The sequence below is a fragment of the Perspicuibacillus lycopersici genome (genome assembly GCF_025660475.1).
Lineage (GTDB): Bacteria > Bacillota > Bacilli > Bacillales > Caldibacillaceae > Perspicuibacillus > Perspicuibacillus lycopersici.
In genome coordinates this window covers 1-14777 of sequence record NZ_JAOUSF010000003.1, presented here as the reverse complement: position 1 = coordinate 14777, position 14777 = coordinate 1, and the positions used below count along the sequence as shown (strand labels likewise).

Genomic DNA, 14777 nt, shown 5'->3' with positions numbered 1-14777 from the left:
AGCGTCAGCTCGTATTTTCAAAACAAACATTAGATAAATCTTTTGATTGCTAAAATTGCTTGTAAATGTAACCCTTCATGAAAGATTGTTCGTACAAGTACTTGTGCAATGGTATACATCCCAGATTCTGTTGGGGCAAATTCTTCTTCGAGACGATCACCAAATTGTTCTTTAATCCTAGATGGTTGCTCTGTTAATAAACGAATTAAGGTTTCTAGTGATGGTGGCGGTGTTTGCCAATCTTTTGGACTAGTTCCATATCCAAACCATTCTTGAAATCCGTCAGGAATTGCGAGTGGTTCTTTCGTTATATGTTGAATCCATAACAATTGGTCTAAATAAACATGGCCTAAATTCCAACGAATATTGTTGTTAAAGCCTGGAGGAATTTTGTCTGCCTCTTCCTCAGTAATAGATTCCACAATGCTTAATAAATGTTGCCGGTAATCTGTTAATTGTTGAAAAAGTACTTCGTGACGTTTTAACATGAAAAACCTCCTAATAAAGTGATGAACTAACATTTCGACATTATCTACAAATTTCCTGCAATCTTTGCGAAAAATTTTAAAAATAATGTTTATTGATGGAGCTAAATCAGGAGGTCTGTGCTACGATAGGAAGGAAAAACCATCTGTGGAGGAGAATAGTCTTGAATTTATTCAATATTATAAAAAACAAAAAACAATATTGGTTAGTAGATCAGGTGAAACAGGAAGTGGACGATATGGAATATCAACAACAATTCGAGCAATTGTTGGCAGCTTGGAATGAGGAGCGAGTCGGTTATCTTTCTTTATTGATGGATGAAGCTTATGAAGCATGGCTATTGAATAAAGGGTTCCAAAAAGTTTCTAGTATTGTGGAATATACTCGGGAACTGATAGAGATACCAAATGCCAAGGAAACGATCCTTCCCCACTGTCTTGCAGAAGGTTTGATTAAGGATGAGGACTACGGAGCATTATATGAACGTTGTAGAAGTGGTTCTGCCAATAAAAACGTTCAACAACCAATCGAAACGGTAATGAATTCGTTGCAAAGTGAATTAGGACCAAATTGGCAAAACCATTGCTATTATTTTTCACAAGGTGGAACAATTGTTGGTATTTCCATCCCGCATATTGAAATGGGGACAACAGATGAGGGAAGATTATTTTATTTTGGTGTGGTGCCAGAAATGAGGGGAAAGGGAATTGGGACTATGATTCATCGAATTACGTTATCATTGCTACTACAATTTCAGGCGAAATATTATGTAGGCAGTACCGATGTACATAATCACCATATGATAAAAATTTTTGAACAAAATGGTTGCAAGCTTCGTGACCGCAAAGGTATTTATAAAATTGTATTGACTAGTTAACTAGTAATCTGTTATAAATAATGCATATGAAAATAATATTCCCCGATGAAGCGGGAGAGGTTCATAGCTGAAACCCTCTATAAAAAACTATGGATACTTGTTAATTCGCCATGTCCATACCGACATGGCTTATTTTATTTCTATTATCCAGCGTTTCTTTTCATTTCAGCAGGAACTCCTCCTAATTCTACGGTGAGAATAGGAGGAGTTTTTTATGGGAAGAAATTTAGAGGATGTAACATTACTTGGCAATAAAGAAACAAAGTATACGACAGAATACGCACCAGAAGTACTAGAAGCGGTTACGAATTTACATTCCAATCGGGATTATTTTGTTAAATTTAATTGTCCGGAATTTACGAGCTTATGCCCAATTACAAATCAACCTGACTTTGCTACAATTTATATTTCTTATATCCCAAATCAAAAGCTTGTCGAAAGTAAATCATTGAAATTATATTTATTTAGCTTCCGGAATCATGGTGATTTTCATGAAGACTGTGTCAATATAATTATGAATGATTTAATCAAACTATTGGAACCGAGATATATAGAGGTTTGGGGTAAATTTACTCCAAGAGGTGGTATTTCTATCGATCCATATTGTAATTACGGAAAACCAGGAACAAAATATGAGGAAATGGCTACCCATCGTTTAATGAATCATGATATGTATCCTGAAAAAGTAGATAATCGATAAAAGTTTAGCCGAAATAAATTTTTACTATTTAGTATAGTAAAGGAGCATTTTTTTTATGAGAGTATTATGTTACTTAGTTTCCATTGTTTTAGCCAATGTATTAACGGCTGCATTTCACCCATTAACAATAGGTGCGTTCATCATTCCAATGGGTTCATTTTTAATCGGAGCAACCTTTATCTTTCGAGATATTGTACAAAATAAATATGGAAAAGCCAAAACGTATTTGTTTATTGCAATTGCATTGATTTTATCAGCAATTGTGTCCTATTTATTAGGAGATACACTTGCAGTCGTCTTTGCATCCGCAATCTCGTTTTTAATAGCGGAAACAAGTGATACTGAAATTTATTCGCGGTTGAGGCTTTCCTTTGCCTGGAGAGTATTTTATAGCGGCGTTGTAGGCGGACTTCTTGACTCTGTTATCTTTGTCACTTTAGGGTTAAGCCCATTAGGTGCAAACTTTTTACCTTGGGAAGCTGTTCCATATGCAATCATCGGGCAAATGCTTGCGAAATTGGTGATGCAAACAATTGGTGCATTAATCTTATCACAAGCAACAAAGCTTCCGAAATTTAATCATGTTGCATAACAAGTAAAAGCTAAAAGGCACTCGAGTCACTTATCGGGTGCCTTTTTTGTTTAATAAATAAAAAAGACGTTATGTTACATACTAAATGAAAAAGAGGCGAGGTGAGTTTGATGGGTAACCAAAGGAAAGGTAGTGGTATTGAAAATGATATGGATTCAAATTTACCATTTCATCATAAGGGAAGGGAGCATCGCACCGTTCAACTTAATGTGCAAGAACGCGCAGCAACGCGGATGAATGAAATAGACGTAGACAATCCGGCTAATGTTTTACATGTAGAGGATTAAATTGATGGAAAGCAGATTGGGCTGGCTATAAGGTCAGCTTAATTTCTGTTTTAATAAATAAAATTGAATTTTCGTTTCCTATTAAAAGAAGTTTGCTTAGCGTTAGATATGTTTATTCAGTTTTCTAATGTTGACATTATTCTAAAAATTATTTATTATAAATTTGAATCCTGGATACAGTATTCAATGCACACAAATAGAATTGATACGTATTATTTTCTATTATTAAGTGCAAGGTTGTAGTCGTTTTAACTCATAGTTTAATAATAATAAAGAATAAAGGATGGGTTTTTATGGGAGAGGTAAAAACAAAAGAGGTAGGAAAAGTTATCCTTGAACGGTTTGATGCTGTGGCACAATTAACGTTATCAAGACCGTCTGCTTTGAATGCGCTTACTTGGGAGATGTATCAACAATTAGAGGAGCATTTAACAGAGCTAGCAGCTGATCCTTCTGTACGTGTTCTTGTTCTGCGTGGGGACGGAGACAAAGCTTTGGCAGCTGGTACTGATATTACGCAATTTAAAGACTTTACTGGTCAAGATGGAATTGAATATGAAGAGCGGATTGATCGAATTGTTGGCATGTTAGAAGCATTTCCAAAACCAACGATAGCTGCTGTTCATGGCTATGCAGTAGGTGGGGGATTGGTTCTTTCCACAGCCTGTGATCTACGTTACGGTACCGCTAAAGCACGTTTTGGAGCACCAATGGCAAAAACATTGGGAAATTGCTTGAGCATTGATAATTACCAAAGATTAGCAAAAGAATTTGGTTCCATGCGTACGAAAGAGTTGCTGTATACTGCCCGTTTAATTTCTGCTGAGGAAGCTTTTTCCATCGGATTTTTAACGGCTATTTTTGAAGAAGAAAGCTTTTTTACAAAAGTATTGGAAATTGCAACGAAAATAAGTAAAAATGCACCATTAACGGTTGATGCAACAAAAGAGGCTTTTCGAAGAATAAACTTGCGGGGAAACTCGGAGCAGTCATCAATGTCATTTGATGATGTTGTAGCAAAAGTGTATGGTAGCGATGATTTCGCAGAAGGGGTTGCAGCACATATGGAGAAGCGTCCCCCTGTTTGGCAAGGGAAGTAATAAATAAGAATTATTTAAAGATGGACAAATAACCCTTGGCCACGAAAATGTGCGTCAAGGGTTAGTAATAATAGAGGTAAGTGGAAACAGGGTAAATAAGTATAGTAGAACATCTGTTATTATTCATTTTCTTACAGATTTTACGATTCGTATTCTTTCAAAACTTTTGTTCCACGCAATCTATCATTTTCTAGATGGTTTTCAATTAATTCTAGCACTTTTTCTTTATCCTGCTCTTTTAGTGCCAGGAATATTTCTTTATGCTCTTTTACAATTTGCGGATCCGGGTTTTTATTAATATTTGCCCGATAAATGAGCATGAGCGATCGAACTTGTTCTAATAGTTGAACTAGTCGTCGATTTGGGCAGCAATCCATAAGAAGCTGATGGAATTGAGCGTTTAAGCTAAGAATTTTCAATAAGTCATCTTCAGCAATAGCTGTCTCTGTAGCAGTCAGAACTGCTTCAATTTTATTTAAATGCTCTGTTTCTATTTTTCCGACAATAAGCTCCATTAATTTTTTTTCAAGGACGAGGCGACAATCACATAGGTCTTCGAACTCATTCCGATCAAGCTCGATTACAGCAAATCCGTTTTGATCGGGTATTAATAATCCCTCGTTTTGAAGTTGGCGAAGAGCTTCTCGCAGAGGGGTTCTACTAATTTGATATTTTTCCGCTAATTGGGAGGCAATTACTTTTGAACCGAGCGGTATAGTTCCTGTTAAAATGGATTTTTTTATTTCTTCATATGCTTGTTGGTATAATGGTTTTGAAATTGAAAACTGGCTCATTTTTTCCCTCCTAAAGATTTGTACTATGTATCCAGGATGCACATACAATAGTTTAATAGTAGTATGATTTTAAATATTAGTCAATAATCACTCAATTTAGGAAATTATACAAAACTCCGAAAAATAATATTGACTTTTCGTAATTTGCTAATTATTATTTATACTATCATCGGTTGCATCCGGTGTGCAGGATACATATTTTTGGGGGTGATTATTTAAAATTGAAATTGTAAGCGTTTTACTATTGTGTAAACTATTTTCAAGTATAGCATATCCATTGGAAGGTGGTGTTAATGTTTTTTAAACAATGTGTTAGAAAAATATATTACTAGGGTGGTAATATTCGATTTTCAAACACAGGTAATACAAGGGGAATAAAACAAAATAATGGGAGAAATAGTCACTATTAACTTAGGGGGAAAATGAATGAACATAGAGCTCATTGGAATCATAATATTATTGCTTATGTTTATTATTGGGGCAATTTTGCCGATAAACATAGGTTTATTAGGCTTCGTAGCAGCATTTTTTCTTGGTTCTGTAGTATCTGGATTGGATGTTGATGAAATATTTGCTGGCTATCCTGGTGATTTATTTGTACTTCTTGCAGGGGTAACCTTTTTCTTCGCAATTGTTCAGAATAACGGTACCATAGATTTGATTACTAATTGGGGATTGAAACTAGTAAGAGGGAAGATTGCATTAATACCATGGGTAATGTTTGTTTTAATTGCGTTATTAGCTAGTATTGGAACACAAGCAACAGCATGTGTCATGATTGTTGCTCCAATTGCCATGAGATTAGCTGCTCAGTACAATATTAATCCAGTAATGATGGGAAGTATGATCGTTATTGCATCAACTGCAGCTTCATTTTCACCATTAAATCTATTTGGATTAATTGTAAAAGGGGTTATGGAATCAAGCGGCATCCCACATGAACCATTATTGTTATTTTTAAATACGATGCTATTTACCATCGTTGTAGCTGCAATCATGTTTGTTTCGATGGGTGGTTTACGAATTGGAAAGAGTCCAAATTTATCTGCACCATACATTGCTGCGACAGCAGAAGATGGAGTAGAGCAAAAGGAAACCGGGCTAAATTGGTATCGAGCAATGACATTAATAGGAATTGTAGTCCTTATCTTTTTAGCGCTCGTGCTAGAAATAAACATGGGATTTGCTGCCTTGATTGTCGGATTTGCCTTAACATTAATGGCACCAAAGGATAACGAAAAAGTATTTAAGAGCTTGCCTTGGCCGGTTATATTTATGATTACTGGTATTGTTACGTATGTTGGTGTACTTGATACGATCGGTGCATTAGATTATTTAACGGATTTAATTGCATCTATTGGAAGTTCGACTTTAGCGGCTTTATCTGCATCTTATGTAGGCGGTATTATTTCTGCTTTCGCTTCAACGACAGGCTTTTTAGCAGCTATTATTCCGTTGGCTACACCTATTTTGGAAGATCCAAATATTTCTTCTATCGGAGTTGTGGCAGCGATTGCAATTTCTTCAAGTATTGTTGATTTAAGTCCGTTTTCCACTAGTGGTGCATTAATTGTGGCAAATGCACAAGGGATGGATGTGCGCGTATTTTATCGTAAGCTATTGATTGTTGCTGGTTTAATCATTGCATTTGGACCTGGGCTTGCTTGGCTAGTTTTCGTGTTAATTGGAGTACCATGGGGTTAATTGCTTGTCATGATACGAAACAATCAGAGGATTTCATTAGATTAAATGTATCGCCAATTTCTTGAACATTCAAAAAAGTAAAGGATCCAAAAGGTTATTTACGAATTCGTAATAAAGATATTTTTTTCTCATATACTGGATGCAGGATACAGAATCCGAAATCCAGTATATGATAAATATATTATTTTTTATGTTTCTATAAATCTTTAGAATTTCCAACGATAGAAAAAGGAGTGACACACATTGTCTTTACTTTCTGGAGTGAAAATATTAGATGCATCGCAAATTATGGCTGGTCCATATTGCACTATGGTACTTGCAGACTTAGGTGCAGAAGTAATTAAAATTGAAAAAATCAATGGTGGAGATGATTCACGACAAATGGGGCCTTATGTTAATGGAGAATCCACTTGTTTTTTTCAAATTAATCGGAATAAGAAAAGTGTTGCATTGAATTTAAAATCAGACGAAGGAAAAAAGATATTTTTCGAATTAGCGAAGGATGCAGATGTGATTGTAGAAAATTATCGTCCAGGTGTAACGAAATCACTTGGAATTGATTATGAATCGATTAAAGAAGTTAATAAAGGGATTGTTTATTGCTCTATTTCTGGATATGGGCAAACAGGCCCATATTCCCATAAAGGCGGATTTGACTTAGTTGCCCAAGGGATGACTGGATTGATGAGCATGACGGGTATACCTGGAGGCAGACCATTAAAATCTGGAGTTGCCGTATATGACATCGGGGCTGGGATAACAGCAGTTTATTCTATTTTAGCTGCCTATATAAATAAAATAAAAACAGGTAGCGGACAACATGTTGATGTGTCGCTAGCGGAAGCAGGTTTGCCTTGGTTTACTTGGGAGGCAGCAGCCTATTTTGCTAATGGGACAATTCCAGAACCATCCGGTTGGCGTCACCGCGTATCTGCACCATATCAAGCCATTCAAGCAAAAGATGCCTTTATGATGATAGGTTGTGCTAACCAACGGACATGGGAAAAATTCTGTCTAGAGGTTCTTAACAAGCCAGAGTGGTTGACAGATGAGCGTTATTTAACGAACTCACTACGTCATGAGCATGTAGAAGAGCTGGAAAGAGAAATTGAAGAAATTACGACAACAAAAGATGCAAGCTATTGGATTAATAAATGTGAGCAAGCTGGTGTTCCTGCGGGACCAATTAATAACTTTGCTGAGGCTGTAAATAATGAACATTATTTGGCTAGAGATATGATTCAAGAGCTGGAACATCCAGTACTAGGGAAAATGAAGGTTATTGGATCTCCAACGAAATTTTCTGATGCAAAAATTGATATAAAAACACCAGCGCCACTTTTAGGGGAGCATACGGAAGAAGTTTTGAAGCAGCTCGATTATTCAGATGAACAAATTCGTAGCTTAATAGCGCAAGGATGTGTGTCACAGTATCCGAAGGTGACATCCTGATCATTATACAAATGGAATGTTTTAAGGAATAGGAATGGAGGATCAACGTATGGGAATATACCGTTTAAATGAATATGAACCAATAATTGACCCGACAGCATATATCGCACCAGGGGCACAAATTATTGGAAATGTAGAAATAAAAGCAAATGCCTCTATTTGGTTTAATGCCGTATTACGAGGCGATAATGAAAAGCTAACGATAGAAGAAGGTGCCAATGTCCAAGACGGATCGGTAGTCCATGCCGACCCAGGATATCCAACCTATATTGGTAAAAATGTCACAATTGGACATAATTGTGTTATCCATGGATGTACAATTGAAGAAGATGTTGTCATTGGAATGAACGGAACAGTTTTAAACGGTGCAACAATAAAGAAACAAGCATTTGTTGCAGCAGGCAGCCTTGTTTTGGAAAATAAAGTAATCGAAGAAAAAATGCTTGCGGCGGGTGTTCCAGCCAAACCATTAAAACCTATTTCTGACAGTTTAGTTGACCGTGCAAAAGAAGGTGCAGTTTTTTATCAAAATAATGGCAAGCGTTTCAAAGAAAACAATATTTTATAAAGATTCGCCTATCTTTTTAAAAACTATCTGTAGGCAATATGCCTTTTTTTACAGATAGTTTTCTTTTATTTTTTGAGTGGATAGTGCATAAGGCAGAGCATCACTGTTTATTGCAAGAAGGTGGATTATTACGGGAAAGGAGTAGGGAAAATGAAAAGCCTATATAATCGTGAAGGATTTTATTCATCCATTGTGCGAGAAATAAGAAACCTAATAAATGAAAATGTTCTTTTCACAAATGAGGAAGGAGTTGTTGTAGCTAGCACGGATATGTCCCGTATTAAGCAATTTCATGAGGGTGCCTACATTGCTATTAAACAAAAGAAAAAGATAATTATGACAGAGGAGCATACGAAAAAATTACAAGGTGTTCAGAAAGGTGTCGTCATTCCCATTATTATTGAAGAACAACCGATTGGAGTTATTGGTATTACCGGTGACCCAACCGTCGTTTCTCCATTTGCTGTGCTTGTGCAAAAAGTTACTGAATTGTTTGTCCAAGATTTAATGGAACAAACCAATCGAGAACGACAGGCAAGAGAGCTAGAATTTTTTGTTTTTGACTGGTTGAATGCAAAACAAGTAACCGAATCCTTGGTAGAGAGAAGTAGCTTTTTTTCCATTAATATGGAACAATTCGTCCAAGTTATTATCATTAAAACTAATTATTCTCGGTTACAGCTAACCTATGAAAATATAAAGCAGTTAAAATTTTTATGGGGAAAGGAAAATGAAACGTTATTTATTCGCTGGGGACAGGATAAGCTACTTATCCTCACTAGTTTGTTAGAAAAAAAACGTTTAAAGCAAAAATTACAACAATTTAAAAAGGATATATATTTCAATTTAAAGACAGAGGTATTAATTGGAATTGGGCAAATAACTAGCTATGATCAATTATACCTTTCCCTCGAGCAAGCAGAGCGTGCTTGTCAAGTGGCTACTAAGGAGCAAGGCATTGTATTTGAGGATGAGTTGAAATTCGACCTTCTCCTACATGAATTATCCAATGAAACTAAGGAAGCTTTTGTAATGCGAACGATTGCCCCATTAAAACAAGATACCGTGCTATTAGAAACATTAGGGTGTTGGTTTGAAAATAATATGCTGAAACAAGAAACTGCAAATAGACTACATATCCATAAAAATACACTCCAATATCGATTAAAAAGAGTAGAGGAGATAACGAAACTTAATGTCAATCATTTACAGGATCTTATGCTGCTTTATATTGGCTATCGAATATTAAAAGATGGTAAAGCACTGGATAAAAAAAGGAAAAATAAAGCAGCAATATAGTAAAAAGTATTAGTGGAGTAAAGAAGATTTTTGTTTGGAGTAACAAAAAATGATCCAGAAACCATATATTTTTTTGTTCTATCTTCCATAGATATCGAGGTTTCGGAATAATATAATAATAGTCAGAAATAACAAACAGGGAGGAGAATTTTTATTTTATCCAAACAAATGATCCAATTATTTGAAAATATATCTGGCGTTGAAAATGTTCAATATTCGACTGCTTCACTATTAGCCTATTCATATGATGCTACTGCTAATTTTCAAGCACTTCCGGATTTGATTATAGCACCGAGAAATACTAGTGAAGTATCACAAATCGTAAAGCTATGCTCTACACATAATATTCCCATTGTCCCTAGAGGCTCGGGTACAAATTTATCTGCAGGCACGACGCCAACAAGTGGAGGCGTAGTCCTATTGTTTAAAAATATGAACAAAATAATCGAATTAGATGAAGAAAATATGACCATTACCGTCCAGCCAGGAGTAATCACGAAAGCAGTATCGGATGTAGTGGAACAGAAGGGGTTGTTTTATCCACCAGATCCTAGCTCTCGAAAAATATCGACTATCGGCGGAAATTTAAGTGAAAACTCTGGTGGACTTAGAGGCTTAAAATATGGGGTTACGAAAGACTATGTAATGGCATTAGAAGCGGTTCTTCCAAATGGAGACATTATCCGTACGGGTGGGAAGTTAGCAAAAGACGTGGCAGGTTATGATTTAACTAGTCTTTTTGTTGGCTCGGAAGGGACACTTGCGATTATTACGGAAGCTACATTGAAGCTCATTCCGAAACCAATCTATCAAGAAACAATATTATCACTGTTTAGGACAATCGAGGAGGCTGCCGAAACAGTATCTGCGATTCTTGCAGCTAAAATAATTCCGACAACACTTGAATTTATGGATAAAGGAACATTAGAAGCTGTCGAGGACTATAGCAAAATTGGTTTGCCAGTAAACTGTGAAGCTGTATTACTAATTGAACAGGATGGTGCACAAGAAACGGTGCAACAGGATATTGATAAAATTTATGAAATTTGTGCACAGCACGGAGCGATTAATGTTAGTAAAGCAAAAACAGAAGAAGAAGCCGAGCAATTAAAAACGGCAAGAAGAGATGCATTATCAGCTTTAGCTAGACTTCGACCTACATTAATACTAGAGGATGCAACTGTACCTCGATCGAAAATTCCTCAAATGGTCCATGCAATCAAACGGATTGCGGATAAATATAATGTTACGATTCGGACATTTGGCCATGCAGGGGATGGTAATCTTCACCCAACTTGTCTCACCGATATTCGTGATGAAGAAGAAATGGAGCGAGTGGAGAAGGCGTTTGAAGAAATTTTCCAAGCATCTATTGATCTTGGTGGTACGATTACAGGAGAACATGGTGTCGGAGAAATGAAAGCGGAATATTTAGAGTGGAAGATTGGCGAAGCTGGCATGAGTGTCATGAAAGCAATAAAACAAGGACTAGACCCGAAAAATATAATGAACCCAGGAAAAATTTTTGCAAAGGCAACAAAGAAACGGATGGTGGTTCATAATGGCTAATACCTCTTATTCAGAAAGAATACAACAAGGCTTTATTGAACATGTCGATGAATCCAAGCTGTTGGATTGCATGAGATGTGGTTTTTGTTTACCATCTTGTCCAACTTATATCCATTCAAACTTTGATGAATCCCAGTCGCCAAGAGGTCGAATCGCATTAATGAAGGCTGTGCGCGATGGACTTGTACCGTTTGATGATTCTGTCGAGGAATCACTTGATATGTGTTTAGGATGCCGTGCCTGTGAACCAGCCTGTCCGGCAGGGGTTGAATATGGTAGTTTACTAGAAAGTGCACGTGAGGTTATTCAAAAGGAAAAGAAAAAATCAGTTAAAGAGAAATTTGCACGAAAGGTAGCATTTGAGCATCTATTTAAAGAACCAGAAAAGATGAGCAAAACTGTGGGATTGGTCCGATTTTACCAAAAATCTGGCCTACAAAAACTATCGAGAAAAACACATGTACTTTCCTTATTTCCTACCATCTTGAAAGATATGGAGAGTGTCCTACCAGAAATTGAAAAGAAAAATCTAACCGTAATGCGTGGAATGGTATTTGAGGCGAAGAAAAAGGCCACAAAGGTTGCATTCTTTACAGGCTGCTTAATGGAAACAATTTTTTCAAAAACAAATAAAGCAACTGTGCAAATTTTACAGCAGCTTGGTTGCGATATCGTAGTACCACAAAATCAAGTATGCTGTGGAGCACTGCAAGGACATAGTGGCGAGCTAGAAAATGCGCGAGAGAATGCCCGCAGAAATATCGATAGTTTTTTAGCGGAAGAGATCGACTACATTGTCAATAATGCAGGCGGATGTGGTGCGTTCCTATCCGAATATAATCACCTACTAAAAGATGACAAGGAATATATGGAAAAAGCAAAAAGGTTTTCGGAGAAAATAATTGATATCACATCCCTTATTTACAAATTAGGTATTACGAAACTTCCGTTAGCTAACAAAAAAGGAAGCTTAACAGTCACTTATCAAGACTCCTGTCATTTACGAAATGTAAATGGTGTAATAACTGAGCCACGAGAAATTTTACAATCGATAGAAAATGTAAACTACATAGAACTAAAAGGTGCAGACCAATGCTGTGGTTCTGCAGGAATTTATAATTTAATTCATTCAGAAATGTCAATGAAAATACTAGATACACGAATGGAAAACGTCCAACATACGAATGCCCATATCATTATTACTACCAACCCGGGTTGTTTATTGCAAATGAAAGTAGGTATTGAACGAGCAAATCTTACAGGAAAAATCGAAGCACTACATCTTATTGATTTTCTATATGATTATGTGTTAGATGAGGGGAAGCTCAGCTTGGATAGTCGGAAAAAAGAACAAATATCGATAAATTAACAAAAATAGTGTTCTGTCAAAGGAATTATATTCCAACGGCTAGAGCACTTTTTTCATCGATAGTGAAATATCTCGAATAGGTAGTACAAACAATAAAAAATTCTCATCTAAATATTTCTATGGATGAGATATTCAAAATTATAGAGGGAATTACAAATAGCTCATTTGAACCAACCTTTACTCCATAACCAATATGCCATACCAAAACCAACAACAAACATTAACCCTAAAACACCAAAATATCCCCAACGCCAGCCTAGTTCGGGCATATATTGGAAATTCATCCCGTAAATACTACCGATAAACGTTAAAGGAATAAATATAGAAGACATAACGGTTAACGTTTTCATGATTGAATTCATGCGATCCGAATTTAAAGAAAGATAGCTATCTCGAATATCATTTGTCATTTCCCGATTAGATTCAATTATTTCACTTAGCTTTAATAAATGATCATGAATATCCATAAAATATGCCCTGTCTTCTTTTGGGATAATCAATCTTTCGGAATTCAGAATCCGATATAATAACTCTCGCATTGGAAACACAATTCTCCGTAATTTTAATAATTGCCTTCTTATCTTAAATACATCTTCTACAAGGTTATTATCGGACTCTTCCATTTCAATCTCGTTCAAACTATCTTCCAGTTGATACACATTTGGAAAATATTCATCAACAATTTCATCCATAATTAAATAAAATATATACATGGCACCCTTTTTTGCGATACTTTCGTCATTAAATAAACGATTTTGCACATTCTTAATTTCAATAGAAGAAGTAAGGTGGAATGTAACAATGAAATATGCTCCGACAAAGACATCTATTTCTATAGGGGAAAGTGTAGATTGGTCAATTGCTTGGGTAACAAAAAAATCATAGCCATCGTAATGATCTAGCTTCGGACGTTGCAAAAATAATAAACAATCCTCAATTGCAAGGGGATGGAACTTAAAGTGGTTACGAAGGCATGCAGTCTCTTCATCTGTAGGTGAATCAAAATCTACCCAAAACCAATGAATGTTAGTATCAGATAAACTATTTAGGGATTCCTCCGATTTTATCTTTCCATCATTTGTTATGATAAACGTACGAATCATAAGATCTAAACCTCTTTAGTTTTTCTCTTATTTTTTCACGAAAAATCAAATGATATGCATTTAAAAAAAATACGAATGAAAAATACTTATAATGAATTCTTAATTTTAATAGGCTAAATGAGAAATAGTTATTAGTTAATGAAAGGTATTTTAGCGTTATTATTATTAGTCGAAGAAGAGAAATTTGAAGCATGATGATAGGAGCTATGTACAATAGGTACAAAAATCGAAAAAGTTATTATGATAATGATAAAAATGATGATGCCGATTATTATAACTAATTTCTTATTCCTCAAAAAAACAACTCCTTTAATTATGGTGGGACAACAAGCAGAAAATGAATACATAAATTCTAACATAGGATAAGAAAGATAATTGTAGAAATTTCGTATGAAAAATATAGAAAAAATTGGTAAAAATAATTATGCGTACAGAAATAAGGTCATCGTGTAATAAACGACATAGATTCACGAAAAATGGTTGACGGAAAGTAAATTGCCGTATATAATAATATAGCTGACTAAGACAGCAGTAATGAAATTCAATATTGTATTAAAAGATATTGACAAAGCTATTAAACTTTGATACTATATAAAAGTTGCTTATGTAACTTTAAATAAAAGCGAAGAATTAACCTGTTGACATAACATTATTATTTTGATATAATAAGTTTTGTTGATGTCGAAAAGCAATTGATTATTGAACCTTGAAAACTGAACAAGACGAAGCGTTTAATTAAACTATTTTTAAACATTTTTGAGCTAATCAAACACTTTTTGGCCGATTAAGAGCCGCGACGTCCTGTCGCGAACATCGGCACAAAAACATCCTATTTTTGGAGAGTTTGATCCTGGCTCAGGACGAACGCTGGCGGCGT

14 protein-coding genes and 1 riboswitch are annotated in these 14777 nt (G+C 35.5%); of the genes, 11 read left to right on the top strand and 3 right to left on the bottom strand.

What is annotated here, in order from left to right; translation table 11 throughout:
- Window positions 1-29 precede the first annotated feature (29 nt).
- Window positions 30-488, bottom strand: a complete 459-nt coding sequence (locus tag OEV98_RS08045; RefSeq protein ID WP_263072747.1) for a DinB family protein — start codon at window positions 486-488, stop codon at window positions 30-32.
- Between the two features lie 161 nt (window positions 489-649).
- Here OEV98_RS08045 and OEV98_RS08040 point away from each other — a divergent pair, with 161 nt between their 5' ends.
- The 5 genes from OEV98_RS08040 to OEV98_RS08020 all read left to right on the top strand — a co-directional run bounded on the left by OEV98_RS08040 (window position 650) and on the right by OEV98_RS08020 (window position 4042).
- Window positions 650-1363 carry a GNAT family N-acetyltransferase gene (locus OEV98_RS08040; protein WP_263072746.1) on the top strand — a complete coding sequence of 238 codons (714 nt, stop codon included), beginning with the start codon at window positions 650-652 and terminating at the stop codon, window positions 1361-1363.
- A 50-nt stretch (window positions 1364-1413) separates the two neighbouring features.
- A riboswitch (PreQ1 riboswitch) is annotated at window positions 1414-1460 on the top strand.
- A 117-nt stretch (window positions 1461-1577) separates the two neighbouring features.
- On the top strand, window positions 1578-2063 hold the full coding sequence (gene queF, locus OEV98_RS08035; RefSeq protein ID WP_263072745.1) for a preQ(1) synthase: 486 nt from the start codon (window positions 1578-1580) through the stop codon (window positions 2061-2063).
- A 55-nt stretch (window positions 2064-2118) separates the two neighbouring features.
- The gene (locus OEV98_RS08030) at window positions 2119-2655 is read left to right on the top strand and encodes a VUT family protein (protein WP_263072744.1); all 537 of its coding nucleotides are present in this window, start codon (window positions 2119-2121) and stop codon (window positions 2653-2655) included.
- 110 nt (window positions 2656-2765) lie between these two features.
- Window positions 2766-2942, top strand: coding sequence for a hypothetical protein (locus OEV98_RS08025; RefSeq protein ID WP_263072743.1), 177 nt, complete (start codon window positions 2766-2768; stop codon window positions 2940-2942).
- Between the two features lie 293 nt (window positions 2943-3235).
- Window positions 3236-4042 carry an enoyl-CoA hydratase gene (locus tag OEV98_RS08020; RefSeq protein WP_263072742.1) on the top strand — a complete coding sequence of 269 codons (807 nt, stop codon included), beginning with the start codon at window positions 3236-3238 and terminating at the stop codon, window positions 4040-4042.
- 140 nt (window positions 4043-4182) lie between these two features.
- On the opposite strand, the gene OEV98_RS08015 is transcribed toward OEV98_RS08020, so the two are convergent.
- The gene (locus OEV98_RS08015) at window positions 4183-4836 is read right to left on the bottom strand and encodes a GntR family transcriptional regulator (RefSeq protein WP_263072741.1); all 654 of its coding nucleotides are present in this window, start codon (window positions 4834-4836) and stop codon (window positions 4183-4185) included.
- A 426-nt stretch (window positions 4837-5262) separates the two neighbouring features.
- Here OEV98_RS08015 and OEV98_RS08010 point away from each other — a divergent pair, with 426 nt between their 5' ends.
- The 6 genes from OEV98_RS08010 to OEV98_RS07985 all read left to right on the top strand — a co-directional run bounded on the left by OEV98_RS08010 (window position 5263) and on the right by OEV98_RS07985 (window position 12797).
- The gene (locus tag OEV98_RS08010; RefSeq protein ID WP_263072740.1) at window positions 5263-6540 is read left to right on the top strand and encodes an SLC13 family permease; all 1278 of its coding nucleotides are present in this window, start codon (window positions 5263-5265) and stop codon (window positions 6538-6540) included.
- Between the two features lie 243 nt (window positions 6541-6783).
- Window positions 6784-7992 carry a CaiB/BaiF CoA transferase family protein gene (locus tag OEV98_RS08005; RefSeq protein WP_263072739.1) on the top strand — a complete coding sequence of 403 codons (1209 nt, stop codon included), beginning with the start codon at window positions 6784-6786 and terminating at the stop codon, window positions 7990-7992.
- 49 nt (window positions 7993-8041) lie between these two features.
- Window positions 8042-8560, top strand: coding sequence for a gamma carbonic anhydrase family protein (locus OEV98_RS08000; protein ID WP_263072738.1), 519 nt, complete (start codon window positions 8042-8044; stop codon window positions 8558-8560).
- A 150-nt stretch (window positions 8561-8710) separates the two neighbouring features.
- A complete protein-coding gene (locus OEV98_RS07995) occupies window positions 8711-9859 on the top strand; it encodes a sugar diacid recognition domain-containing protein (RefSeq protein WP_263072736.1) in 1149 nt (382 codons plus the stop codon).
- Window positions 9860-10027: 168 nt separating this feature from the next.
- Window positions 10028-11428, top strand: a complete 1401-nt coding sequence (glcD, locus tag OEV98_RS07990) for a glycolate oxidase subunit GlcD (RefSeq protein ID WP_407676497.1) — start codon at window positions 10028-10030, stop codon at window positions 11426-11428.
- The gene (locus tag OEV98_RS07985) at window positions 11421-12797 is read left to right on the top strand and encodes a (Fe-S)-binding protein (protein WP_263072735.1); all 1377 of its coding nucleotides are present in this window, start codon (window positions 11421-11423) and stop codon (window positions 12795-12797) included. Before glcD ends, OEV98_RS07985 begins: the two co-directional genes overlap by 8 nt.
- 161 nt (window positions 12798-12958) lie before the next feature.
- Here OEV98_RS07985 and corA read toward each other — a convergent pair whose 3' ends face one another.
- The gene (corA, locus tag OEV98_RS07980; protein ID WP_263072734.1) at window positions 12959-13900 is read right to left on the bottom strand and encodes a magnesium/cobalt transporter CorA; all 942 of its coding nucleotides are present in this window, start codon (window positions 13898-13900) and stop codon (window positions 12959-12961) included.
- Between the last annotated feature and the right edge of the window lie 877 nt (window positions 13901-14777).

Coding starts and splice junctions, on each gene's coding strand:
- OEV98_RS08010 (WP_263072740.1), top strand. CDS start 5,263: ATGAACATAGAGCTCATTGGAATCATAATATTATTGCTTATGTTTATT.
- OEV98_RS07985 (WP_263072735.1), top strand. CDS start 11,421: ATGGCTAATACCTCTTATTCAGAAAGAATACAACAAGGCTTTATTGAA.
- OEV98_RS08000 (WP_263072738.1), top strand. CDS start 8,042: ATGGGAATATACCGTTTAAATGAATATGAACCAATAATTGACCCGACA.
- glcD (WP_407676497.1), top strand. CDS start 10,028: ATGATCCAATTATTTGAAAATATATCTGGCGTTGAAAATGTTCAATAT.
- corA (WP_263072734.1), bottom strand. CDS start 13,900: ATGATTCGTACGTTTATCATAACAAATGATGGAAAGATAAAATCGGAG.
- queF (WP_263072745.1), top strand. CDS start 1,578: ATGGGAAGAAATTTAGAGGATGTAACATTACTTGGCAATAAAGAAACA.
- OEV98_RS08025 (WP_263072743.1), top strand. CDS start 2,766: ATGGGTAACCAAAGGAAAGGTAGTGGTATTGAAAATGATATGGATTCA.
- OEV98_RS07995 (WP_263072736.1), top strand. CDS start 8,711: ATGAAAAGCCTATATAATCGTGAAGGATTTTATTCATCCATTGTGCGA.
- OEV98_RS08045 (WP_263072747.1), bottom strand. CDS start 488: ATGTTAAAACGTCACGAAGTACTTTTTCAACAATTAACAGATTACCGG.
- OEV98_RS08015 (WP_263072741.1), bottom strand. CDS start 4,836: ATGAGCCAGTTTTCAATTTCAAAACCATTATACCAACAAGCATATGAA.
- OEV98_RS08030 (WP_263072744.1), top strand. CDS start 2,119: ATGAGAGTATTATGTTACTTAGTTTCCATTGTTTTAGCCAATGTATTA.
- OEV98_RS08020 (WP_263072742.1), top strand. CDS start 3,236: ATGGGAGAGGTAAAAACAAAAGAGGTAGGAAAAGTTATCCTTGAACGG.